Source organism: Curtobacterium sp. MCSS17_007, assembly GCF_003234175.2.
Lineage (GTDB): Bacteria > Actinomycetota > Actinomycetes > Actinomycetales > Microbacteriaceae > Curtobacterium.
The window spans coordinates 2209549-2232678 of the sequence record NZ_CP126257.1 but is presented as its reverse complement, the minus strand read 5'-3'; the positions used below and the strand labels follow the sequence as shown (position 1 = coordinate 2232678).

The window sequence follows — 23130 nt, the reverse complement described above, 5'->3', positions numbered from 1 at the left end:
CCGGCACCGCGCCTCCCGTCCGTCAGGTGGTCACGTCAGGACGCGCAGGTCACGCCCGTACGTCTGCCGGAGCCGCGTCCGGCGAGCCGGCGACGTCGGCCTCGTCGAGCCCGGCGCCCTTGGTCTCGCGCACGAACAGCAGCGCGACGAAGGTCACCACGGCGGCGATCGTCAGGTAGAGCCCGACCAGGAAGATCGTGCCGTCCGGCTGCCACAGCGCGAGCGCGATGGTCGGCGCGAGCGACGCGCCGAGGATCGATGCGACGTTGTAGGCGATCGCGGACCCGGTGTACCGGACGTTCGTCGGGAACAGCTCGGGCAGCAGCGCCCCCATCGGCCCGAAGGTGAGGCCCATGAGCGACAACCCGACGATCAGGAACGTCACGACGGTGATCGGACCGGTCGACGCGGCGAACCAGAACTGGAACGTCAGACCGAACAGGGCGATGCCGATCGTGGTCGGGATGAGGGTGCGACGGCGGCCGTACCTGTCCGCGAGCCAGCCGGCGATCGGCGTGAAGATGCCGAAGAACACGACACCGATCATGAGCAGCGTGAGGAACTCACCGCGGCTGTAGCCGAGCCCGACCTTCGGCACGAGCGGACCGGCCTCGGCCCCGGTCGTGCCGTAGGACAGCGTGAAGGTGGTCATGAAGTAGAAGAGCACGTAGGTCGCGACCATGCCGAAGGTGCCGACGATGAGCGCCTTCCACGAGGTGCGGAACACCCGGCCGAGCGGCACCTTGGCGACCGCGCCGGACTCCTGCACGCCGCGGAACACCGTCGACTCGACGAGCTTGAAGCGCACGTAGAGCCCGACGAGCACGAGCACGGCGGAGAGCAGGAACGGGATGCGCCAGCCCCACGCCTGGAAGTCGGCGTTCGGGGTGCCGTCCGCACCGGCGGGCATCGCGGCGTTGATCGCGATGAACAGGCCGTTCGCGAGCAGGAAGCCGATCGGGGCGCCGAGCTGCGGCATCGAGCCGAAGACGCCGCGCTTGCCCTTCGGGGCGTTCTCCGTCGCCAGGAGCGCCGCTCCGGACCACTCACCACCGAGCCCGACGCCCTGGGCGAAGCGCATGACGGCGAGGAGGACCGGCGCCCAGATGCCGATCGACGCGAAGGTCGGCAGGCAGCCGATGAGGAACGTCGCGGTCCCCATCACGAGCAGCGACGCGACGAGGGTGGCCTTGCGGCCGACGCGGTCGCCGAAGTGCCCGAAGACGATCGAGCCGACCGGTCGCGCGAAGAAGGCGAGGGCGAACGTGACGAACGAGGACAGCTGCGAGGCCGTCGGGTCCTCGTTCGGGAAGAACAGCGTGGGGAAGACGAGGACGGCGGCGGTCGCGTAGACGTAGAAGTCGTAGAACTCGATCGAGGTCCCGACGAGGCTGGCGACGATCACGCGGGAGCGCGGGTTGCCGGTGGGCTTCGAGTCGGGGGACGTGGCGGTTGGTGCCGGTGCGGCGGTCATGTACGGGGGACTCCGGAGGGAGCGCTCTCATCGAGCGCGGCGGCGTGCCGAAGCTGCGGACACCGGTCGGTCGCGCTTGGTGGCGCGCACGCGGACCGGGTGCGTTCGGTGGGTGGTGGACCGCTCGTGACGGAGCCCACAGCTTACGACACCCGTCGCTCAGCTGGAAATCAGCCGGGAGGTGCGTGGCAGCGTCCGCGCGCCGCGGACCGACGGTCAGCTGGTCGCGCCGGCCTCGAGGTGCGCCGGCAGCTGGTGCCCCATGCGGTCGCGCTTGGTGTCGAGGTACCCGGCGTTCTGTGCGGAGATGCCCACGACGAGCGGCACGAGCGACGACACCTCGATGCCGTGCTCCTCGAGCTGGCGGCGCTTCTCCGGGTTGTTCGAGAGCAGGCGCACCCGCGAGATGCCGAGGTCGGTGAGGATGCCGGCGGCGCCGCCGTACTCGCGGGAGTCGGCCGGCAGCCCGAGCGCGAGGTTCGCGTCGAGGGTGTCGAGCCCGTCCTCCTGCAGGCGGTACGCCTTGAGCTTGTTGATCAGACCGATGCCACGGCCCTCCTGGCCGCGCAGGTACACGACGACCCCGCCCTCGGCGGCGATGGTGTCGAGCGCGGCGTCGAGCTGCGGGCCGCACTCGCACTTCAGGGAGCCGAAGGCCTCGCCCGTCAGGCACTCGGAGTGCACGCGCACGAGGGCGTCGTCCCCGGGCATCGAGCCGTCCGGCAGCCTGCCGATGATCGCGACGTGCTCGGCGCTCGTGACGAGGTCGCGGTACGCACGCATCTCGAAGGTGCCGTGGGTGGTCGGGACGTTCGTCGCGACCTCGAACTGGACCGGGCTGCCCGGGGTGGGGGAGGTGAGTGCGTCGGTCATGGGGTGCTCCGGTCGTTCTGTGCCTGGTCGGTCCCCGTGTCCGCCGCCGTGTCCGTGGCGGTGTCGGCGGGACGGGCCGTGCGGGCTCGGACGCGGTGGGGTCGCGCGCGGACCAGGAGGTCGGGGCCCAGGCTGGTGGTCGATGTTACGTCCAACTGGTGGCGTTCGCCGATGCTTCCCACGCCGACGTCCCCGATGGCGACACGAGGACCGCCGAGCAGCACGGGGGCGAGGTACACGAGCACCTCGTCGACGAGCCCGGCGGCGACGAGCGCGGAGGCGACGGTGGGGCCACCCTCGACGAGGACGGAGTGGACGCCGTGGTCGCGCAGGGAGCGCAGCGAGGCGTCGAGGTCGTGCCCGGGCAGGGTCAGCAGACCGCGCGGGTGCTGTCGGACGGCAGCGTCGTCCGGCACCGGGCGGTCCCCGACCACCACGGGGAGCGGCTGGTCGGGGAGGAGCTCACCGGCGTCACCGCGCGCGGTCAGGCTCGGATCGTCGGCGAACACGGTGCCGGTGCCGACCAGGATCGCGTCGTGTGCTGCGCGCTGCTCGTGGACGTGCTGGCGTGCGGCGGTGCCGGTGATCCACTTGCTCGTGCCGTCGGCGGCGGCAACTCGACCGTCGAGGCTCGACGCCCACTTCACCGTCACCCAGGGGCGACCGGCGCGGACCGACAGCAGCCACCGCTCGAGGAAGGCCTCCGCGTCGTCGGCGAGAACGCCGGACACGACCTCGACGCCGGCGGCCCGGAGCCGGTCGGCACCGCCGTGCGCGTGCTCGCCGGGGTCGTCGACCGCGTAGACGACCCGGCCGACTCCGGCCTCGACGAGGGCGACCGCGCAGGGACCGGTGCGGCCGACGTGGTTGCAGGGTTCGAGGGTCACGACGGCGGTCGCCCCGCGGAGGTGCTCGGCGGGGACCTTCGCCATCGCGTCGACCTCGGCGTGCGGGGTGCCGGCGCCCTTGTGCCAGCCCTCGGCGAGGACGTCACCGGCGGGCGAGAGCAGGACCGCGCCCACGCGGGCGTGGTCGCCGACGGCCGGCCCGAGCGCGGCGAGCTCGAGCGCGCGGCGCATGGCGCGGAACTCTTCCGGGCGGGCCGCAGGGGCGGGCGTGGTGGTCACGCTCCGACACTACCGACGAGGATTCGGTGACGCGTCACCTTCTTGTCCCCTGACAGCGAACGACGCCGCCGGCCAGGGCAGGTCGGACGCAGGGAGGCCGTCGGCGCGCCGGAGTCCGGTCCACGCCGTCGTCGGCCCGCCGTCCCGGTCGGGGATCCGGGCGGTCCCGGTGCCGGTGAAGGAGAAGCCGCTCGCGCGGGCCACCGAGGCGGAGCCGACGTTGCCCTCGTAGCACTCCCAGTAGACGTCCGGCGCTCCCTGGGAGAACGCCCACCCGACCACGAGCTCGACGGCCGCGTGCATGAGCCCCGCACCCCGGGCCGAGGGAGCGAGCCAGAACCCGAGGTCGCGGTGCTCGGTGCGGAACGACACCACGCCCTCGAGCCACGTCGACCCCGCACGCCGGATGCCCCACGTGTACTCACGGTCGGACGCCCAGCCCGGCCCGACCAGCGCGTCGACGAAGGTCCGGGCGTCGCGCTCGGTGTACGGCGTCGGGACCGTGGTCCAGCGCACGACTGCCGGGTCCTGGCAGCCCTGCGTGATGGCCGCCGTGTCGGACCGGGTGGGTACCTCGAGCCGTACCCGGTCCGACGACAGCGTGACGGGGAGCATCGTCAGCCGCGCGAGCGGGGCACGAAGCCGATGCGGTCGTACACGCGGGCGAGCGTGGCCTGCGCGATCGACTCGGCACGCTCGGCCCCGACCGCGAGCAGCCGGTCGAGCTCAGCCGGGTCGTCGAGCAGCTCGAGCGTCCGGGCGCGCACGGGCTCGAGCTCGGCGACGACGGCATCGGCCACGGCACCCTTGAGATCGCCGTAGCCCTTGCCGACGAACTGCTCCTCGAGCGACGCGACCGGGGTCCGCGTGAACGCCGACAGGATCGCGAGCAGGTTCGTCACACCGGGCTTCTCCTGGCGATCTGCCCGGATCTCGCGCTCGGTGTCGGTGACGGCCGAGCGGATCTTCTTCGCGGTGCGCTTCGGGTCGTCGAGCAGGCGGATGAGGCCGTTGTCCGACGCCGCGGACTTGCTCATCTTGCTCGTCGGGTCCTGCAGGTCGTAGATGCGTGCGGTCTCGGTGCCGATCTGAGCCTTCGGCACGACGAAGGTGTCGCCGAAGCGTGAGTTGAACCGGGTCGCCAGGTCTCGCGTCAGCTCGACGTGCTGGCGCTGGTCGTCGCCGACCGGCACGACGGCGGTGTCGTAGAGCAGGATGTCCGCCGCCATCAGGATCGGGTACGTGAAGAGCCCGACCGACGCGGCCTCGGCACCCTGGCGCGCGGACTTGTCCTTGAACTGGGTCATCCGGCTCGCCTCGCCGAAGCCGGTCAGCGTGTTGAGCACCCAGGCGAGCTCGGCGTGGGCCGGCACGTGCGACTGCACGAACAGGGTCGACTTGGTGGGGTCGATCCCGGAGGCGATGTACTGCGCCGCGGTCGCCCGGGTGCTCGCGCGGAGCTCGGCCGGGTCCTGCGGGGACGTGATCGCGTGCATGTCGACGACGCAGTAGATGGCGTCGTGGTCGTCCTGCAGGTCGCGCCACTGCATGAGCGCCCCGACGTAGTTGCCGAGGTGGAGGGACCCGGCCGAGGGCTGGATGCCCGAGAAGATGCGCGTCTTGGTCATGGTGGTGTTCCTGTACTGCGTGGAGGGGGAGGAGGTCAGAGTTCGTAGTCGACGACCACGGGGGCGTGGTCGGACCATCGCTGGTCGTACGCCGCGGCGCGGTCGACCGTGTAGCTCGTGACCTTCGCGGCGAGGTCGGGTGTGGCCACCTGGTAGTCGATGCGCCAGCCGCTGTCGTTGTCGAACGCCTGTCCACGCCACGACCACCACGTGTAGGGCCCGTCGACGTCGCCGGCCTGCTCGCGTCCGACGTCGACCCAGCCGAGGCCCGGCCCGGTCGACCCGTCCGCACCCTCGACCTGCTCGCCCTCGGCGCCGAAGAACCGCGAGAAGTAGGCACGCTCACGCGGCAGGAAGCCGGCGCGCTTGACGTTGCCCTTCCAGTTCTTGATGTCGCGCTGGTCGTGCCCGACGTTGAGGTCGCCGACGACGACCGCGAGCGGGTTGTGCGCGCGCAGGGCGGGCAGTCGCTCGGACATCGCGTCGAGGAACTTCCACTTCTCGTCCTGCTTCGGGGTGTCCACCTCGCCCGAGTGGACGTAGCAGGACACGACCGTGACGGTGGTGCCGTCGAGCTCGTAGTCGGCCTCGATCCAGCGCCCGGCCGAGTCGAAGTCCGTCGGGCCGAGCTCGACGCGGTGGATGTGCGCACGGTGCCGTGAGGCGATGGCGACCCCCGCGCGACCCTTCGCCGTGGCGGGGTCGTGCACGATGTCCCACTCGTCGCCGAGCAGCCCGGCCAGGTCGTCGCTCGAGGCGCGGACCTCCTGCAGGGCCAGGACGTCGACGTCGCGGGTGTCGAGCCAGTCGCCCATGCCCTTCCGGAACGCGGCGCGGACGCCGTTCACGTTGACGGATGCGAGGCGCAGGCGTGTCATGCCGACCACCCTACCGACGCGCGACGACGGCTCCGGCCGCCGGTCGTCGTGCCGGGTCGGACCGAGTCGGGTGGAGCAGCAGCTGTCGGGTGCGGGCGGGCGACACGACGATTCCTGCTCCACGACGGCCGTGGGTGCGCGCACGGACGGACGGGAGGCCCGTGGCTGCGCAGCCACGGGCCTCCCGTCCGTCGTGTGGTCGCGTGCGCGACCTGCGCGATCAGGCCGCGTCGTGGTCCGTCTGCAGGAACTCGACCAGGCTGTCGGCCGTCGCCTCGGCGTCGTCACCGGTGACCGTCAGGGTGACCTCGTCGCCGTTCTCGATGCCCAGGCCGAGGAGCGCGAGGATGCTGCCCGCGTTGCCGGACTTGTCGCCCTTGGCGATCGTCACCTGGTGACCGGACGCGGTGACGGTCTGGACGAAGAGGGACGCGGGGCGGGCGTGCAGGCCGGACGCGCTGGCGACGGTGACGGTGCGGGTGGCTTCGGACATCGATGGACTCCTGTCGACGGGTGGTGCGCTCATGCTAGCGAGCGCGTGGTGGGCGGTTCCGGGGGACCGACGCCGGTCAGTCGCGACCGGGCCAGAGGACCTCGGTGCCGGCGGCCTCGACCTCGCGCACGAGGTCGGCGTTCACGCCGGGGTCGGTGATGATCGTGTCGATCGCGGCGAGCGGCGCGACGCGGCCGAACTCCTCGCGGCCGAACTTCGTGTGGTCGGCCAGCAGGATGCTCCGCCGGGCCGACTTGATCATCGCGCTCTTCACGGCGGCCTCGGCCATGTTGTGCGTGGTCAGGCCGCGCTCGGGCGTGATGCCGTTGATGCTGATGAAGGCCACGTCGACGCTCACCATGCCGATGAGCTGGTGCGTCCACGTGCCGACGCCGGCGAGCGAGTCGCTGCGGATGTTCCCGCCGAGCAGGTGCAGGTCGATCCCCGAGCGGTTCGCGACCGCCATCGCGACGGGCAGCGAGTGCGTGACGACGGTGAGCCCGCGGTCGGTGGGGAGCATCTCCGCCAGGCAGATCGTCGAGGTGCCGGCGTCGATCATCACCGATCCGTTCTCCGGGAGCTCCGCGAGGGCGGCCTCGGCGATCACCATCTTCTCGGCCTGGTTGATGCCGCCGCGATCGCCGACGCCCGGGTGCAGGGTGATCCGCTCGACCGGGATCGCGCCACCGTGTGCTCGTCGGACCAGACCACGGCGCTCGAGGCTCGTCAGGTCGCGGCGGATGGTCTCCGGGGTGACCTCGAGCAGCTCGGCGAGGTCCTTGACGTCGACGCGCCCCTGCGACCGGGCGCGCTCGACGATGCGCTGGTGGCGCTCTGGTGCGTACATGGACCTCGTCGTCTCGGTCGATCGGCGTGCTCGGAACAGAACGGGCATGCTCGGGCAGATCAGCGGCGGATCCGTCCGGATCGCTTCGTCCGCCAGACGCAAACGGGCATCTGTTTCTGCATTTTTATCCCCGGATGTGTTTGTTTGTCAACGCGGATCGGGGTAGTGTGCTGCCAAGCCGCACGGGCGTGGTCCGTTCGTGCCGCTGCGCACCGAACGAACCACCCCCACCGTGAGCGCGTGGAGATGAAGGAGTCTCGAATGTCCGAACTGCTCGGCACCGGCGTCGGCCGCGGCGTCGCCCACGGCCCCGTGCTCCGCATGGCGGATCCGCTCGGCGAACCGTCGAAGGACAGGCTGACCGGCACGGCGGACGACGCGAAGCACGCCGTCGCCGAGGCGCTGGCAGCCGTGGCCGAGGACCTCAACAAGCGCGGACAGCTCGCCGGCGGCGACGCCCAGGCCGTGCTCGAGGCGCAGGCGCTCATGGCGCAGGACCCGACGCTCCTCGATGACGTGCACGCCCGCATCGACGGCGGCACCAACGCCGAGCGTGCGGTGTTCGAGGCGTTCGGTCAGTTCCGCGACCTGCTCGTCGGCATGGGCGGCTACATGGGGGAGCGCGCCGCCGACCTCGACGACGTGGCACAGCGCATCATCGCGAAGCTCCGCGGCGTGTCCGCACCCGGCGTCCCCGGGTCCGACACCCCCTTCGTGCTCGTCGCCCGTGACCTCGCACCGGCCGACACCGCCCTGCTCGACCTCGACAAGGTGCTCGCCCTCGTCACCCGCGACGGTGGTCCGACCTCGCACACCGCGATCCTCGCCCGCGCCAAGGGCATCACGGCGATCGTCGGCGTCACCGGGGCCGACGCGCTCACCGACGGTACGCACGTCGTCGTCGACGCCGCGGCCGGCACCGTCGTCACCGAACCGTCGACCGAGCTCGTGGCCGAGGTCGACCAGCGCATCGCGGACCGCCTCGCCGCCGCTGCCGCACCGCTCACCGCCGGTGCGCTCGCCGACGGCCACACCGTCCCGCTGCTCGCGAACCTCGGCAGCCCGGCCGACGCCGCGGGCGCCGTTGCTCTCGGTGCGGAGGGCGTGGGGCTCTTCCGCACCGAGTTCCTCTTCCTCGACTCGCCGAAGGCGCCGACCGTCGAGCAGCAGACCGAGTCGTACCGCCAGCTGCTCGAGGCGTTCCCCGGCAAGAAGGTCGTCGTCCGCGCGCTGGACGCCGGCGCCGACAAGCCCCTGCCGTTCCTCACCGACAAGGACGAGGAGAACCCGGCGCTCGGCCGTCGCGGACTGCGTGCCCTGCGGAACCACGAGGAGGTCCTCCGTGACCAGCTCACCGCGCTCGCCCAGGCCGACGCCGCCACCGAGGCCGACCTCTGGGTGATGGCACCGATGGTCGCGGACGCCGAGGAGACCGAGTACTTCGTCGACCTGGCCCGCGAGCTCGGCATCCGCACCGCCGGCGTGATGGCCGAGGTGCCGTCCCTCGCGCTCATGGCCGAGCAGGTCTTCGCGAACGCCGACTTCGTGTCGATCGGCACGAATGACCTGACCCAGTACACGATGGCCGCCGACCGCATGCTCGGCACCGTCGCGTCCTACCAGGACCCGTGGCACCCCGCCGTCCTGCGCCTCGTCGCACAGCTCGGTGCGGCCGGCGCCGACGCGGGCAAGGCCGTGGGCATCTGCGGCGAGGCCGCGGCCGACCCGCTGCTCGCCGTCGTGCTCGTCGGCCTCGGCGCCACCACCCTGTCCATGACCCCCGCGGCCCTGGCCGACGTGCGCGCCGAACTCGGCAAGCACACGCTCGAGCAGGCCCGCGAGATGGCGAAGGCGGCCCTCGCCGCGAGCACCGCGGCGGCGGCCAAGTCCGCCGCGGCCGCCGCGCACGCCGTCTGACCCGACCGCTCCACCCCACGCAACACCCGCAGCACCCAGCACCCCTTCACACCGCAGCAGCACCCCTCACAGAAAGCCAGGCACATGACAACGTCGTCCGTTGCAGCGCCCGACGCCCCCGCGAAGTCGCGGGGCGGCGCACGCGTCGCCGTCCAGAAGTTCGGCACGTTCCTCTCCGGCATGGTCATGCCGAACATCGCGATCTTCATCGCGTGGGGCCTCATCACCGCGTTCTTCATCGAGACCGGGTGGACGCCCGTGGGCGTCCTCGGCGGCTTCGGTGAGACCGACGGCGTGGCCAACATCGGTCTCGTCGGCCCGATCCTGACCTACCTCATCCCGCTCGCGATCGCCTTCCAGGGCGGCCGGATGATCTACGACACCCGCGGAGCCGTCGTCGGCGCGATCATGGCGATGGGTGTCATCGTGGGCGCCAACGGAACGATCATGATCCTCGGCGCGATGATCTGCGGTCCGCTCGGTGCCTGGCTCATCAAGCAGGTCGACAAGATCTGGGACGGCAAGATCAAGCCCGGGTTCGAGATGCTCGTGAACAACTACGCGGCCGGCATCCTCGGCTTCGTGCTCGCGCTCATCGGCTTCTTCTGGCTCGCGCCGCTGTTCAAGCTCATCGCCGAGGGCCTCGGCGCGGCGGTGAAGTTCCTGGTCGACAGCTCGCTCCTGCCGCTCGCCAGCGTCATCATCGAGCCGGCCAAGGTCTTCTTCCTCAACAACGCCATCAACCACGGCGTGCTCTCGCAGCTCGGCGCGCAGCAGGTCCAGGAGTCCGGCAAGAGCATCCTGTTCCTCCTCGAGGCGAACCCCGGCCCAGGTCTCGGCGTCCTCCTCGCCTTCACCTTCTTCGGCGTCGGCATCGCCCGCTCGACCGCGCCGGGCGCCATCCTCATCCAGTTCCTCGGCGGCATCCACGAGATCTACTTCCCGTACGTGCTGCAGAAGCCGGTCCTGTTCCTCGCCGTCATCCTCGGTGGCGCGACCGGTGTCGCGACGAACGTCGCCTTCCAGTCCGGCCTCGTCGCCCCGGCGTCGCCCGGGTCGATCTTCGCCGTCCTGACCGCCACGGCGAAGGACAGCTTCCTCGGCGTCATCCTGTCGGTCGTCCTGTCCGCGGCGGTCTCGTTCGCGGTGGCGTCCTTCTTCCTGCTCGCCAGCCGCAAGCGTGACCTGGCGAACGGTGGCGGTGACATGACCGCGGCGATGGCCAAGCTCCAGGCCAACAAGGGCCGCGAGGCCAACGCCGCGACCTCGGGTCTGCTCGGCAACAACGCGCCGGCCAACGAGGAGGAGGCCGAGGCCTCGCTCGGCGGCGTCGGCTCGGCGTCCACCGCGACGGCGACCCGCGTCGAGAGCGTCGTGTTCGCCTGCGACGCCGGCATGGGATCGAGCGCCATGGGCGCCAGCGTCCTGCGCAACAAGGTGAAGAAGGCGGGCATCGAGGGCGTCACGGTCGTCAACAAGGCGATCGCGAACCTCGACGGCACCGAGGACCTGATCATCACGCAGGAGGAGCTGACGGACCGCGCCAAGCAGAAGAACCCGAACGCGCAGCACGTGTCGGTCGGCAACTTCATGAACGCGCCGCAGTACGACCAGGTCGTCGACCAGCTCAAGAACCAGTAACGAAGTGCAGTATCGGAGGGGACGGGTGCGAACCCGTCCCCTCCACCACGTCCGTCGAGAACAAGGAGAACCCCGATGCCCGTCCTGCAGGAGAGCCAGATCCGCATCCACACCGAGGACACCGCCCCGACCAAGTCGGAGGCGATGAAGGAGGCGGCCGAGATCCTCGAGGCTGCGGGCGCGGTCACGGCGGACTACTACCCGGCGATGCTCGAGCGCGAGAAGAGCGTCTCGACCTACATGGGGAACTTCCTCGCCATCCCGCACGGCACCAACGACGCCAAGGACGCCATCAAGTCCTCGGCGCTGTCGTTCATCCGGTACGCCACCCCGATCGACTGGGACGGCAACCCCGTGCGCTTCGTCGTCGGCATCGCCGGCGTGAACAACGAGCACCTCGACATCCTGTCGAAGATCGCGATCGTGTTCTCCGACGAGGACGAGGTCCAGAAGCTCACGGACGCGCCGGACACCGCCGCGATCCTGTCGATCCTCGGCGAGGTCAACGAGTGACCGCGACCGCCGTCCACTTCGGCGCCGGCAACATCGGGCGCGGCTTCGTCGGGCTCCTGCTCCACGAGGCGGGCTACGAGGTCGTCTTCGCCGACGTCGCCGCACCGCTCATCGACGCACTCGCCGCCGCCGACTCGTACACCGTGCACGAGGTCGGGCAGGGTGCGCGAGACCACGAGGTCACCGGCTTCCGCGCCGTGAACAGCGCGCAGGACGAGGCCGGCGTCATCGCCGAGGTCGCCGCCGCTGACGTCGTCACCTGTGCGGTCGGCCCGACCGTCCTGAAGTTCATCGCCCCGGTCATCGCGAAGGCGCTCCAGCAGCGCGCCGCCGACGCCGCGCCGCTCGCGGTCATGGCGTGCGAGAACGCGATCAACGCGACCGACCGGCTTCGGGAGTTCATCGTCGAGGCGCTCCCCGCCGAGTCGCGCGACGAGGCCCTGGCCAAGGCCGTGTTCGCGAACACCGCTGTCGACCGGATCGTCCCGGCACAGCCCGAGGGCGCCGGCCTCGACGTCACGGTCGAGACCTACTACGAGTGGGCGATCGACCGCACCCCGTTCGGCGGGAACGAGCCGGAGATCCCCGGCGCGCACTACGTCGACGGGCTCGCCGCCTCGATCGAGCGCAAGCTGTTCACGGTGAACACCGGGCACGCGACCGTCGCGTACCACGGGTTCCTCGCCGGCGCCGACAAGATCTCGGACGCCATCGCGATCCCGGCCGTCCGCTCCGAGCTCGAGTCGGTGCTCGCCGAGACCAGTGACCTGCTGGTCCGTCGTCACGAGCTCGACCCCGAGGTGCACCGCTCCTACGTGCAGGCCATCGTCGGTCGGTTCGAGAACCCGCACCTGCCCGACACGGTCACCCGCGTCGGTCGGCAGCCGCTCCGCAAGCTCTCGCGCGACGAGCGCTTCGTCTCGCCGGCCGCCGCCCTCGCCGAGGACGGCACCGAGCCGACGGCGCTGCTCGACGCGATGGGTGCCGCCCTGCGGTTCGACGTCGCGGACGACGAGCAGAGCGTCGAGCTGCAGGAGCTGCTGCGCTCGGACCGGTCGGACGCCGACGTGGCGACCGAGATCACCGGGCTCGACGCCGAGCACCCGCTGCACGCGGCGTTCGCCGACCGGGTGCGGTCTGCGCGCGGCTGACGCGACCACACGACGTCCTGGAGGCGCGGTGCCGGCTGGCACCGCGCCTCCAGTCCGTCCGGGGTCGCGGCACGCCGTCGGGGTCGCGGTCCCCGTCGCGGCTGCGGGACGACGCGACCGGTCGCTACCAGCGGAGGGCGGACAGGAGCTCCGACACCGTCGCGATGGTGGGGCGACTGAGTCGGGTGGTGTCGATGCGGCCCGGTCGGGCGAGCGCGCGGTCCGAGCGGAGCACGAGCACCCCTGCGACCCCCGTTTCGCGCACCGGCCGCAGGTCGATCGTCGCCGGCTTCGGAGCCCGATCGACGAGCACCACCACCGCGCGTCCGAGCAGCGTCGGGTCCGGCTCGGCCGCGATCTCGGTGAGTGCGGCCCGGACGTCCGCGGCACCGTCCGGGGTGGCACGCCCCACGACCACCAGGGAGCTCTCCGGCGTCGCCGCGAGCGCGGCGGCCGGACCAACGTGGGCCCCGGCGTCGTGCACCGTCACGCGCGAGGTGGCCGGCCCGAGCGACGGCAGCCGGGCGGCGAGCTCGCCGCCGGAGTGGTCCGTCGCCTGCACCACGACGCCGAGCCGGCCGCCGACCGCATCGACGAGCAGCGCCGCGACCGTGGTCGTCCCGGTCCCGCCGGCGACCCCGGCGACGAGGACGGACCGAGCGCGCCGGGCCGCGGACCGACGCGGACCCGGCATCGGGGGGAGCGGCGCGGAGCTCGGCGGCAGGGTGCTCACGAGCCGTCCTCCACGCGGATCTCGGCTCCGCTGGCCTCGGCGAAGGCCCGTGCGATCGCGACCCCGACGTCGCCCTGCTCGCCCCACGGTGCCCAGGCGTCGGTCCACCACACAGGAGCTGACAGGGTTGACCAGGCCGCGAGTCGCGCGACCTCGGCGGGGTTCTCGACGAGTTCCGGGACCTGGACGCTGAGGACTGCCCGACCGCGGCGGTCCACGATCTCGGTCACCGCGCCGCCGTCGAGCGTCCGGACGCGGAGCTCGGGCGCGATGTCCGCACCGGCCCCGACGAAGACGGAGAGCTCCGGGGCGGTTCTCGAGAGGATCAGCAGCTCACGGGGCACCGACGGCTCCCTTCGGGTCGAGGACGGTCGTCTGGCCTGCCGGATCCGCCTGGGCCGGGGCCGGGACGTGCGCCGCGGGGAAGTGGGCGACCTGCACGATGCGTGGCGGGGTGCCGCGGCGCACCAGGCGGCCGCGGCCGGGCGGGAACTGCTCGGCGTACACCTTCGGGAAGACCTGTCCCTCGGAGCGTTCGCCGCTGAGGACGAGGCCCGTCGCCCCGGAGTCCCGCAGCGACTGGATCACGGTGTCGTACATCGCACGTGCGGCTCCGGCGACGGGCCGGGTGAGCACCACGTGCAGGCCGAGGTCACGCGCCGACGGCAGGTACGGCATGAGCGGTGCGAGCGGGTCGGTCCCCGCCGAGGCGACGATGTCGTAGTCGTCGACGAGCACGACGATGCGGGGGCGGGGGCCGGTCGAGGTGCCGGCCGCGCGCTGTTCCAGTTCCGTCGCGATCGCTGCCGCCAGACCCCGGGCGTCCCGCCCGTTCGTGGCGTGCCCGCCGAGGAACTCGTCGGGGGTGCCGGCCGCCGCACCGCCACGGACGTCCAGGAACGCCAGGACGAGTTCGTCCGGCGTCGAGCGCTCGACGAAGCCGGCCGCGAGTCCGCGCAGCAGTGCGGTCTTCCCGCTCGCCGTGTCGCCGAACACGAGGAGGTGCTGGTCGACGGCGGGGTCGAACGCCACGAAGTCCATGGTGTCCTGACGGAGCGCGAACGGCACCGTCGCCGGTGTCGCGAGCGCGTCCGGCAGCTCGGCCGGGTCGAACGACTCGGGGAGCAGCCGGATCGGCGCGGCGGCCGGACCGCCCCAGCTGTCCGCGACCCGCTGTGCGAGCGCGGCGAGCTCGTCGCCGACGGCCCCGTCGTCCACGTCGTCGAGCACGGGCAGGGCGACCTGGCCGAAGAGCTCGTCACCGGTCAGGACACGGCCGGGCTCGCCGGCCTTGAGCGTCGCCGCCGCCGCGCGTGCGATGGTCGAGTCCGCCGGGTCGTTGAGGCGCAGCTCGAAGCGCTGTCCGATGAGCGGCTGGTTCGCGAGCCGGAGCTCGTTCCAGCGGGTCAGCGCCACGACCACGTGGATGCCGAAGCTGCCGCCGCGCTGGAGCAGGTCGCCGAAGGCGTCCTCGAGCTCCTCGAACTCCGTCCGCATCACCCCGAAGCCGTCGACGAGCAGCACGACGTCCGCGGACCCGAGCTCGGGGATCCGTCCGGCGGCGTGCCGGACGCGCAGCTCGGCGAGCGAGTCGATGCCGTGGTCGCGGAACACCCGCTCGCGCAGACGGATCATCGCCTGGAGCTCCTCCACGAGGCGCAGCAGCCGGTTCCGGACCGCACGGGTCGCGACGCCGCCCACGTGCGGGAAGCCCTCGATCCGGCCGAGGCCCCCGCCGGCGAGGTCCATGCCGTACACGCTCACCTGCCGTGGGGTCGTCGTGAGCGCGATCGACGCGGCGACGGTCCGCAGGAAGGTCGTGCGGCCGGATCCGGGGGCGCCGATGACGGCGACGTGTCCGCCGCCCTGCGTGAGGTCGAGCGACCACGGCCGCTGGCGCTGGCGGGCCGGGTCGTCGAGCAGCCCGATCGGCACGGTGATGCCCGCGGGGTCCGGTGCCCGGTCGGGGTCGAGCACCGCGCCGAGCGCCAACCGCGTCGGGAGCGGCGGCAGCCAGACCGGTGTCGTGGCCCGGTCGCCACGGCCGAGCCGTTCGACGGCCTCGTCCACGACGCTGCGTCCGACGTCGGGCGTCGCGAGCTGGGCCTCGCCCGGGTCGTCGTCCTCGGTCGCGAGCGTGTTGTACACCGGGAGCTCGAACGGCTCCGGCGCCGCGTCCGTGCTCGCGGCGGCTGCGACGGCCGCCGGGGCGGCGTCCTCCACCGGGCCCGACACGTAGCCGGAACGGAACCGCGTGTAGACGCTCGTGTCGACCTTGAGGTACCCGTAGCCCGGGACCGCCGGCAGGTGGAACGCGTCGCCGGTGTCGAGGACGACCTGGCTCTCGGCCTCCGAGAAGGTGCGGAGCCCGAGCCGGTACGACAGGTAGGTGTCCAGACCGCGGAGCTTGCCGGCCTCGATCCGCTGGCTGGAGAGCAGCAGGTGCACGCCGATCGACCGTCCGATCCGGCCGATCATGAGCAGCAGGTCGACGAACTCGGGCTCGGCCGTCAGGAGCTCCCCGAACTCGTCGATGACCAGCACGAGGTGCGGCATCGGCGGCAGTTCCGGTCGGTGCGTCCGCAGCTCGCGGTAGTGCGTGATCGACGGTGCCGCCCCGGCGTCGCGGAGCATCTCCTGTCGGCGGCGGACCTCGCCGGCGATGGAGGCACGGGCACGTCGGGTGAGCTGCGGGTCGTCCGCGAGGTTGTCGATGAGCCCGGCGACGTGCGGCAGGCGTGCGAACGGCGCGAACGCCGCACCGCCCTTGTAGTCGACGAGGATCATCGCGAGGTCCTCGGGCGGGTGCGAGACCGCGAGCCCGAGGACGAGCGTGCGCAGCATCTCGCTCTTGCCGGAACCGGTCGCACCGATGCAGATGCCGTGCGGACCCATGCCGAGCTGCGCGGACTCCTTGAGGTCGAGCAACAGGGGAGCGCCGAAGTCGTCGACCCCGATCGGCACGCGGAGGAAGTCCCGGGGAGCCCGCGGTCGCCACGTCCGGTCCGGGTCGATCGTCGTGACGTCGTCGACACCGAGGAGGTCGGTGACGCCGATCGCGGTCGACGACTCGGTGCGCTCCTCGGCGTCCGCGGACAGCCGGAGCGGCGCGAGTGCCCGGGCGACGGCCGTGACGAGCGTCGGCGCGACCGGATCGCACACCGCCGTCTGGACGGGCGCGGGCTCGCCCTCCTCGACGTCGCGGGCGTCGACGACCTCGAGCGTGGTCCTCGGGGGCACACCCTGGGCGTCGGTCGTCTCGGTCCGCGCCGTGACGCGCACGCGGACGTCTGACGGCTCGTGCAGTCGGTCCGCCACCAGGTGGACGACGGTGATGCGGAGGTCCTCGGGGCGGGTCTCGCCCTCGGGCAGCGCGAGCGGGACGGCGACAGCGCCGTGCTCGTCGGCGAGGACGACCAGTCGGGCGAGGTCGCTCCGCTTCCCGGAGTCGCCCGAACGTCGCCAGGTCGCAGCGGTCCGAGCACGCTCGCCGAGCTCGGCGGCGAGGGTCCGGGCCAGCGCGTGGACGTCCTCGGCGACGCGGCGTGCCCGGAGCGGACCGTCGAAGGTCCGGTCCATCCGCACGTGCGGCAGCAGGTCGAACCACTCCCAGTCGGCGGCGCGGTCGGCGGGGAACGCCGCCGCGAGCTGCAGGTCCTCGGGGGCGTGGAGCGCGGCGAGCTGGGCGACCAGGGCCCGGGCGACCGCGAGCACGGCATCGCGGTCGCCGACGACCGAGACGTCCCCCGCGTCGTCGAGCCGGATCGATATCGGCATCGCGTGGACCGTGCCGTAGTGCTCCGCGACCTGTTCGAGCTCGGCGAGCATCAGCGGGTCGAGGGGTTGGACCGGGTTCTGGTCCGGCGGCACGGTGAGGTCGAGCCAGTCCACGTCACCCGAGCCGACGCGCACCCGGAGGAAGTCCCCGTGCGACCGGCGGCGTTCCCAGAGCCGTGCGGGGTCCCCGACCAGCCGAGGGAGCGTGTCCGGGGACGGGTCGACGTGCTCGGCCCGCTCGCGGATCGCGGTCGTCCGGGCACGCAGGTCGCCGCGGAGCTCCTCGAGGTAGTCGAGGTACCGCTCCCGCTGGGTCCGGCGGTTGCGGACGGCGTTGCCCCGCTGCGTGAACGCCATGCCGAGCCCGCCGACCAGGGCGACCACGAAGACCAGGGCCGCGACGACCATGAGCACGGGGTTGTTCCCGCGGAGCACGACCATCATCACGACCGATGAGACCGCGCCCACGACCGGCAGGAGCGACTGCAGGGGGAGCCCGCCGCTCGGTCCCTCCGGCAGCTGCGGCGGAGGTGCGAGCTGCTCCGGCTCCGGTCGGACGAGCGGCGTCGAGACCCGCGCGGGTCGGTGCACGATGCGGTTCACCGGTCTGCCTCCGGCCCTCGGCGGCCGACGGCGGCGTCGACCAGGGCTGCGGTCAGGTGGACGAGGGCGGTGCGGGACGCGGTCGATCGGACGCCCGGTGCGGCCGTCGTCCGGTCGTTCGGTACCGCGAGGACGGCCTGCTCGGGCCAGTCCGCTGCGACCCGCGCAGCACGGAGTCCGGTGCCGACGGTGTCGACCGCCACCACGACGGCGCGGATGTCGGGAGCGTGGCGGCGGAGGGCGTCGGCGTGTGCGATGCCCTCCTCGATCCCGGATCGGTCGGCCCCGGTCACGAGGGCGACGACGTGGGCGTCCGCGGCGACGGCGCCGAGGTCGACGAAGGGACTGCGAGCCCCCCAGTCGCCGACGACGACGTCGAAGAACCTGGCGATCGGGTCGACCGCTTCCGCCCATTCGGCAGGCGCGGCTCGACGGGTGGGCTGCTGCGGGTCGCCGATCCGGAGCACGCCGAGCCCCGAAGGTGTGGACGCCAGACCGTCGGCGGCGTCCCAGGACGTCCGAGCGGCCGAGCGCCGGTCGGACGGCGGGGTCGGGCCGCTGTGGTCAGCACCCGCCAGCGCCGCGAACGACCGTGCACCGGCAGCGCCGTCGACGCCGAGCACCCGACCGGTCCGCCGTCGGGCGAGGACGGTGGCGACCGCGGCCGCCGTGGTCGAGCAGCCGGTCCCGCCCCGGAGCGACGCGAAGGCGATCCGCCGACTCGTCGGGACGCCCTGCCGGATCGCCCGGTGCGCGTCGTCGAGTTCGCGCGCACCGCTCACCACGCTGCCGAAGAACGCCCGTCCGATCGCAGGGACCACGTCGTCGAGGAGTCGCATGGTCAGAAGGTCTCCAGGAGCGCGGCGAAGAGGCCGAAGGTACCGAGCAGCAGCGGGAGCATCACGACCACCGAGACGGTCTCGAGCACGTTGCCGAGCGAGCGGAGCCGGGCACGCCCGTGCGCCGCCGGACGCACCCCGGCCAGCAGGGCTGCGAGGACGCCGATGCCCGCCGTCGCACCGAGCACCGTGGCGGGAGCCGTGGCGGCGTGTCCGACCAGACCGAGCACCACGGCGACCACCACGGCCGACCAGAGCAGGACGCCCTGCACCGCCAGCGGGAAGGCGCGGGTGCGGAGTGCCGCGACCACGACCGTCGCGGCACCGAGGCCGATCGCCCAGGGGTCGTCGTCGGCGACGAGGGCGGCCCCGGCGAGTGCGATCGGGGCCGCGACCGCCGCGGTCGTCCAGTCGAGTGCCCGGTACGCGTCGTCGAGGGCGGTGAGCACACGTCCGCGCGCGACGGGCTCGCCGCCGCTGACCTGGTCGTCCAGGCCGGTGAGGCCCGCGGTCGACATCGCGACGGACGGCAGGAGACCGCACACCGCGATCGCGGCCACTGCCACCACGCCCCACCCGGCGGCGGTCGGCGCGGGGGTGGCCCAGGTCACCATGCCGAGCAGGGGCAGCACGACGCCGACGACGGCGGCCACGCCGACCGTCCGGGTCCGCCCGCCGACGCCGAGCCCGAGGCCGAGTGCGATCCACGCCCAGACGAGCACCACCCCGGCGGTCATGGCGGGCGTCGTACCGTCGGAGGCGACGAGCGGCCCGAGCACGAGGCCGATCGGCAGGGCGAGCCCCGTCGCCGCCGCCGTGAGGACGATCCCGGTCCACCGGGCACCGGCGCGACCGGCGACGAGCGCGGCGACGGCGAGGACGACCCCGCTGCCGACCAGCACGCCCGGCACGAGCGCGGGGTGGACCGTGGCGGCGTCGTCCGCGAAGGCGGCGCGGACCGAGGCGACGGTGGACGTCGCCACCACGAGGGTCCCCGTGACGGACGCGGTCGTGCCGACCACCGTGGCGGCGACGGCCTGGCGCGCGGCCGTGCCCCAGCCGTCGTGCCGCCTGCCGAGGGTGTCGGCCACCGTGTCGGTCACGTCCGAGACCTCGGGCGGCGGCGGGGCGTCGGCGCGCCGGACGAGGTGCAGGACCTCGCCGTCGCCGATCTCCTGCGTAGCGGCGTCGTCCGCGAGCGAGACCTCCTCGCCGGTGACCCGCACGAGGGCGATCGGGTGCGCGGAGTCGGCGATCGGCTCGTCGAGGATGTCGACGAACCGGGGGAGGAGTCCGGCGAACGGCTCGTCGGACGCCACGACGACGTCGGCACGACGGCCGGCGCCGACCACCGTCACACGGGTGAAGTCGGTCACTTCGTCTCCTGTTGCTGCTGCTGCTGCTGCTGCGCGGCCTGCTGGGCGAGCGCGTTCGTGACGAACGAGTACCCGAGGCAGCCCACCCCGACGACCGCCGCGAGCACGACGCTGCCGATGAGGCGCTTGACGTTGTCGTTCACGAGCCGCCGGTCGGCCAGGCGCCCGAGGACGAACGCCTGTCGGAGCCGTCGCCGGTGCGTCGAGACGCTCTCGAGCAGGATCGAGTCACTGTTCCGTGGCACGCCGCACCTGTTCCCTCGTCGACTCGTCCATCCCCACCGCTTCCGCCACCCGGTCCTGCCCGACGTGCTCGACCAGGTCGCGGAGCTCCTCGACCGGGCTGCGGTCGCGGTGACGACCGAACGGCAGCACGAGTGCCGGGATCCGCGGCTTCCCCGCGACGACGGCGCCGAAGCGGTCGCGCATCACCGCGGGGTCCAGCCCGAGCTGCCGGACGGCGGGCGCCCCGAGGAGCACGGCCACCGGGACGGGCGGGAACGGCATGCGCGGCGCCTGCGCGAGGTCGGCGCGACCCGGCCGACGCAGGACCAGCGCGAAGAGCGGGAGCTGGGTGGCGGCGAGCCGTCCGAGCACCTGCGGCACGGCCTCGACCCGGGCGGTGGCGGCCGCGTCCCCCGGCGCGCCCACCGAGAGCAGTCCCGTGGTGAGTTCCTCGACCCCCTGGTCGGTGCGCTGGGCGGTGACGGTGAACGCGACGGGAGCCGCCGCCGATCCCACGACGACGAACCGGGTCGGGTCCGGCATGCGGTCCCGCGCGGCCTCGGTCAGCGTGCGACGGTCCCACGGGCGCCCGGCGGGCTCGTGCGTGCCCCAGCCCGTGGGCGCCGCGCCGGCGAGCTCGGTGGCGAGCAGCTCGGACGTCGTGCCGAGCACGGTCTCCGCGGCGGCACGGTGTCGCACCGACACCGAGACCACGACCTGGTCGGCGGTCGGCGCGACCGGGCGGAGGAAGCTGACCGCGACCTCGTCGACCGACCGCGGCGGCCCGGTCAGCACGGCGTCCGGGAACGCGTCGAGTCGACGGCCGTCGAGCCCGTTCCGCAGGCCGTCGTCACCGCGGACGACCCATGCGCCGCCCGCGTCGAGCAGCGCCTGCCGGAAGGCCTCGGTCACGACGGACAGGCCGTCGGTCACGAGGATCGGCCGCGCTCCGACGTCCGCGGCGCGTCCGAGCAGGTCGGCCTGCGCCCGCCCGAGCCGCACGACGGCAGCCCGGCTCTCGATGCGCACGCTGCCGTCACCGACGGAGTCGAGGAGCGGGTGCCGCGCCGGCGGACGGTCGTCCGTCGGGTCCGTCCGCCGGGCCGCGGACGGGCTCACGACGCCGCTCCGGTGCGGACGACCGAGAAGGCGTGGTCACCGATGCGGACGGTCGAGCCGCCGTCCACCACGAGGTCCACGCCGGAGACGAGGACCTCGAAGGAGCCGTCGGGACGCACCACGGTCGTGCCGTTCGTCGAACCGAGGTCGCGGAGCACGACCGCGCCGGCGGCCTGCACGAGCGCGACGTGGGTCTTCGACAGCGTCCGGGACAGGTCGGGTACCGCGACCGTTGCGACGCCGGGTTCCGCCTCGGGGTTGCGTCCGACGACGCATGTCCCGTGGAACCAGTGGACGGCACCCTGCTCGAAGCGGAGCACGACGGCGTCCGCCGGGATCGACTCGTCGAGGGGCAGCGCGGCCGGTGCAGCCGGTGCAGCCGGTGCGGGCACCGCGTCGAAGCCGGCGAGGGCCGTGTACGCGCCCACCGACCGTCGCGTGGCGTCGAGGCCGACCGGCACCGGGCCTCCAGGCTGGTCGCGCGCCGGTGCGGAGCCCGGACGCACGCCCGCGGACGCTGCCGCACCGAACGCCGTCCCGAGGGGCGGCAGTGCCGGCGAGAGCGGCTCGCGGCCGAGCCGGAGGGCGGCGGTGAGCGTGCCGGTCGCGGCGGCCCAGGGGCCGGAGCCGGACGCGCGGCGTGCGCCGCGACCGATGCGGGTCAGCTGGCGGAACGGCCCGGCGGGCAGCGCGTCGTCCACGTCGACGACGCGGGTGGCGAGGAGGACGCCGCCGGGACCACGACCCGTCCTGGAGGCGCGGGCCACCACGATCGCGGCCGTCACGACGACGCCGAGCAGCGCTCCGGCGATCGTGGTGCCGACCGCGTCGGACGACGGGACCGCCGTGTGGGCGAGGAAGAGGAGGGCGGCGCCCGCGGCGCCACCGAGCAGGCAGACGACGACGTCGACCAGTCGTGCGACCGCGACGGTGCCCGCGCGGGCGACGGCGACGTCGCGCAGGGCGTCGTACTCCGACGCGGCGACGGTACGGCCGAGCAGTGTGCCGCAGTCCGTGCAGAACCGCTGCCCCTGCGTCGACGGCGCCCCGCAGTGACCACAGGTCATCACGGGGACCACGGTCTCGACCACGATCGACGACATGCCTCACCTCCCGTCGGCACCACCGATCATGTCAGACGGGGGACGTGACGGGTCGCGCGCGGTGGTCTAGGCTGCACACGTTCGCTGTCACCCGTACAGGGGTGGGGGGAAGGACAGAGAGGATGAGCGATGAAGTTCGCAATGGGGGCACAGGTCCTCACCAACCTGACCAAGCAGACGTCCGGCGCTTCCGGTGACCTGGGGACCCTGGTCCGCAAGCTGGCCGACTCGGCCGAGCCGCTCCAGGGACGGTTCAACGGCGCCGGACGTGCCGCGTTCGACCGCTTCAAGTCCGAGACGGACACCATCGCCAACGAGCTGAACGGTGCGCTCGCGAGCGTGCTCCAGGGCATCTCGGGCATGGACCGCTCGTTCCAGGAGGGCGACCAGGACATGGCGCAGTCCACGAGCTCGCTCGAGGGCAGCTCGAACTTCGACGCGGCCCGCTTCAGCGGCCGCGCCTGACGGAACTCCGGGGAGAGGGAGCACACACCATGAGCGGTGGCAACCAGGCAGACCGTCGCGACTACGACGTCGCGGCGTCGCAGAACGCGCAGGACAACTTCAACGCCGTGGCGGCGCAGCTCGAGGCGCTCATCGCGCAGCGTGACTCCGACGTCAAGGCAGCGATGGCCGACTACCAGGCCGACGGCGTCTCCGACGAGTACCACGCCAAGGAGCAGCGGTGGAACACCGTCGCGGGCGAGGTCAAGCAGATCATCGCCACGCTGCGCTCCTCGCTGCAGTCGAACGACGAGTCGGCGCAGGCAGCGATCAGCAAGGCGAAGTCGGCCGTCGGCAACATCGGCTGAC

General features: G+C 72.9%; 21 protein-coding genes and 1 pseudogene. 6 read left to right on the top strand and 16 right to left on the bottom strand.

All coding sequences use genetic code 11. The features are described from left to right. Positions 1–49: 49 nt before the first annotated feature. From DEJ22_RS10530 to DEJ22_RS10495, 8 genes and pseudogenes are all read right to left on the bottom strand, one after another. A complete protein-coding gene (locus tag DEJ22_RS10530) occupies positions 50–1474 on the bottom strand; it encodes an MFS transporter (RefSeq protein ID WP_111227098.1) in 1425 nt (474 codons plus the stop codon). Positions 1475–1690: 216 nt separating this feature from the next. Next, positions 1691–2332 (bottom strand): annotated as a pseudogene (gene ribA / locus DEJ22_RS10525) (GTP cyclohydrolase II); the annotation flags it as partial. A gap of 11 nt (positions 2333–2343) precedes the next feature. Beyond that, complete coding sequence (gene ribD, locus DEJ22_RS10520) at positions 2344–3426, bottom strand: bifunctional diaminohydroxyphosphoribosylaminopyrimidine deaminase/5-amino-6-(5-phosphoribosylamino)uracil reductase RibD (protein ID WP_111227096.1); 1083 nt, start codon at positions 3424–3426, stop codon at positions 2344–2346. Positions 3427–3483: 57 nt separating this feature from the next. Next, on the bottom strand, positions 3484–4089 hold the full coding sequence (locus DEJ22_RS10515) for a GNAT family N-acetyltransferase (protein WP_111227095.1): 606 nt from the start codon (positions 4087–4089) through the stop codon (positions 3484–3486). 2 nt (positions 4090–4091) lie between these two features. Then, positions 4092–5102 (bottom strand): tryptophan--tRNA ligase, encoded by a 1011-nt coding sequence (gene trpS / locus DEJ22_RS10510; protein ID WP_111227094.1) that lies wholly within the window; start codon positions 5100–5102, stop codon positions 4092–4094. A 35-nt stretch (positions 5103–5137) separates the two neighbouring features. After that, the gene (locus tag DEJ22_RS10505; RefSeq protein WP_111227242.1) at positions 5138–5980 is read right to left on the bottom strand and encodes an exodeoxyribonuclease III; all 843 of its coding nucleotides are present in this window, start codon (positions 5978–5980) and stop codon (positions 5138–5140) included. A gap of 220 nt (positions 5981–6200) precedes the next feature. Beyond that, positions 6201–6473, bottom strand: a complete 273-nt coding sequence (locus tag DEJ22_RS10500) for an HPr family phosphocarrier protein (protein WP_111227093.1) — start codon at positions 6471–6473, stop codon at positions 6201–6203. A gap of 76 nt (positions 6474–6549) precedes the next feature. After that, positions 6550–7320 carry a DeoR/GlpR family DNA-binding transcription regulator gene (locus DEJ22_RS10495; protein WP_058728882.1) on the bottom strand — a complete coding sequence of 257 codons (771 nt, stop codon included), beginning with the start codon at positions 7318–7320 and terminating at the stop codon, positions 6550–6552. Positions 7321–7581: 261 nt separating this feature from the next. On the opposite strand from DEJ22_RS10495, the gene ptsP reads away from it, so the two are divergent. From ptsP to DEJ22_RS10475, 4 genes are all read left to right on the top strand, one after another. Next, complete coding sequence (gene ptsP / locus DEJ22_RS10490; RefSeq protein WP_111227092.1) at positions 7582–9237, top strand: phosphoenolpyruvate--protein phosphotransferase; 1656 nt, start codon at positions 7582–7584, stop codon at positions 9235–9237. Positions 9238–9321: 84 nt separating this feature from the next. Continuing rightward, a complete protein-coding gene (locus tag DEJ22_RS10485) occupies positions 9322–10878 on the top strand; it encodes a PTS mannitol transporter subunit IIBC (protein WP_258379615.1) in 1557 nt (518 codons plus the stop codon). 75 nt (positions 10879–10953) lie between these two features. Continuing rightward, positions 10954–11391: a PTS mannitol transporter subunit IIA gene (locus DEJ22_RS10480; protein WP_022907882.1), complete on the top strand. Its 438-nt coding sequence runs from the start codon at positions 10954–10956 to the stop codon at positions 11389–11391. After that, a complete protein-coding gene (locus DEJ22_RS10475) occupies positions 11388–12542 on the top strand; it encodes a mannitol-1-phosphate 5-dehydrogenase (RefSeq protein ID WP_111227091.1) in 1155 nt (384 codons plus the stop codon). Before DEJ22_RS10480 ends, DEJ22_RS10475 begins: the two co-directional genes overlap by 4 nt. A gap of 124 nt (positions 12543–12666) precedes the next feature. Here DEJ22_RS10475 and DEJ22_RS10470 read toward each other — a convergent pair whose 3' ends face one another. From DEJ22_RS10470 to DEJ22_RS10435, 8 genes are read right to left on the bottom strand one after another with little or no spacing between them, the layout of a single operon-like run. Further along, positions 12667–13275, bottom strand: coding sequence for a hypothetical protein (locus DEJ22_RS10470; RefSeq protein ID WP_111227090.1), 609 nt, complete (start codon positions 13273–13275; stop codon positions 12667–12669). Further along, positions 13272–13619 (bottom strand): hypothetical protein, encoded by a 348-nt coding sequence (locus DEJ22_RS10465; RefSeq protein WP_111227089.1) that lies wholly within the window; start codon positions 13617–13619, stop codon positions 13272–13274. Before DEJ22_RS10465 ends, DEJ22_RS10470 begins: the two co-directional genes overlap by 4 nt. Then, positions 13609–17655 (bottom strand): type VII secretion protein EccCa, encoded by a 4047-nt coding sequence (gene eccCa / locus DEJ22_RS10460; protein WP_111227088.1) that lies wholly within the window; start codon positions 17653–17655, stop codon positions 13609–13611. The genes DEJ22_RS10465 and eccCa overlap by 11 nt, the downstream gene beginning before the upstream one ends. Next, on the bottom strand, positions 17652–18494 hold the full coding sequence (locus DEJ22_RS10455) for a hypothetical protein (protein ID WP_111227087.1): 843 nt from the start codon (positions 18492–18494) through the stop codon (positions 17652–17654). Before DEJ22_RS10455 ends, eccCa begins: the two co-directional genes overlap by 4 nt. Before the next feature lie 2 nt (positions 18495–18496). Further along, entirely contained in the window at positions 18497–19870 is a 1374-nt protein-coding gene (locus DEJ22_RS10450; protein ID WP_111227086.1) for an EsaB/YukD family protein, read from the bottom strand. Continuing rightward, on the bottom strand, positions 19867–20115 hold the full coding sequence (locus DEJ22_RS10445) for a hypothetical protein (RefSeq protein WP_111227085.1): 249 nt from the start codon (positions 20113–20115) through the stop codon (positions 19867–19869). Before DEJ22_RS10445 ends, DEJ22_RS10450 begins: the two co-directional genes overlap by 4 nt. Then, complete coding sequence (locus tag DEJ22_RS10440) at positions 20099–21214, bottom strand: DUF6177 family protein (protein ID WP_111227084.1); 1116 nt, start codon at positions 21212–21214, stop codon at positions 20099–20101. Before DEJ22_RS10440 ends, DEJ22_RS10445 begins: the two co-directional genes overlap by 17 nt. Next, positions 21211–22317 carry a double zinc ribbon and FHA domain-containing protein gene (locus tag DEJ22_RS10435; RefSeq protein WP_111227083.1) on the bottom strand — a complete coding sequence of 369 codons (1107 nt, stop codon included), beginning with the start codon at positions 22315–22317 and terminating at the stop codon, positions 21211–21213. The genes DEJ22_RS10440 and DEJ22_RS10435 overlap by 4 nt, the downstream gene beginning before the upstream one ends. A 129-nt stretch (positions 22318–22446) precedes the next feature. Between DEJ22_RS10435 and DEJ22_RS10430 the strand changes: the two genes are divergently transcribed. Both DEJ22_RS10430 and DEJ22_RS10425 read left to right on the top strand, forming a co-directional pair. Next, positions 22447–22782 carry a WXG100 family type VII secretion target gene (locus tag DEJ22_RS10430; protein WP_079236509.1) on the top strand — a complete coding sequence of 112 codons (336 nt, stop codon included), beginning with the start codon at positions 22447–22449 and terminating at the stop codon, positions 22780–22782. 29 nt (positions 22783–22811) lie between these two features. Continuing rightward, a complete protein-coding gene (locus DEJ22_RS10425) occupies positions 22812–23129 on the top strand; it encodes a pore-forming ESAT-6 family protein (protein ID WP_111227082.1) in 318 nt (105 codons plus the stop codon). Position 23130: the final 1 nt, after the last annotated feature.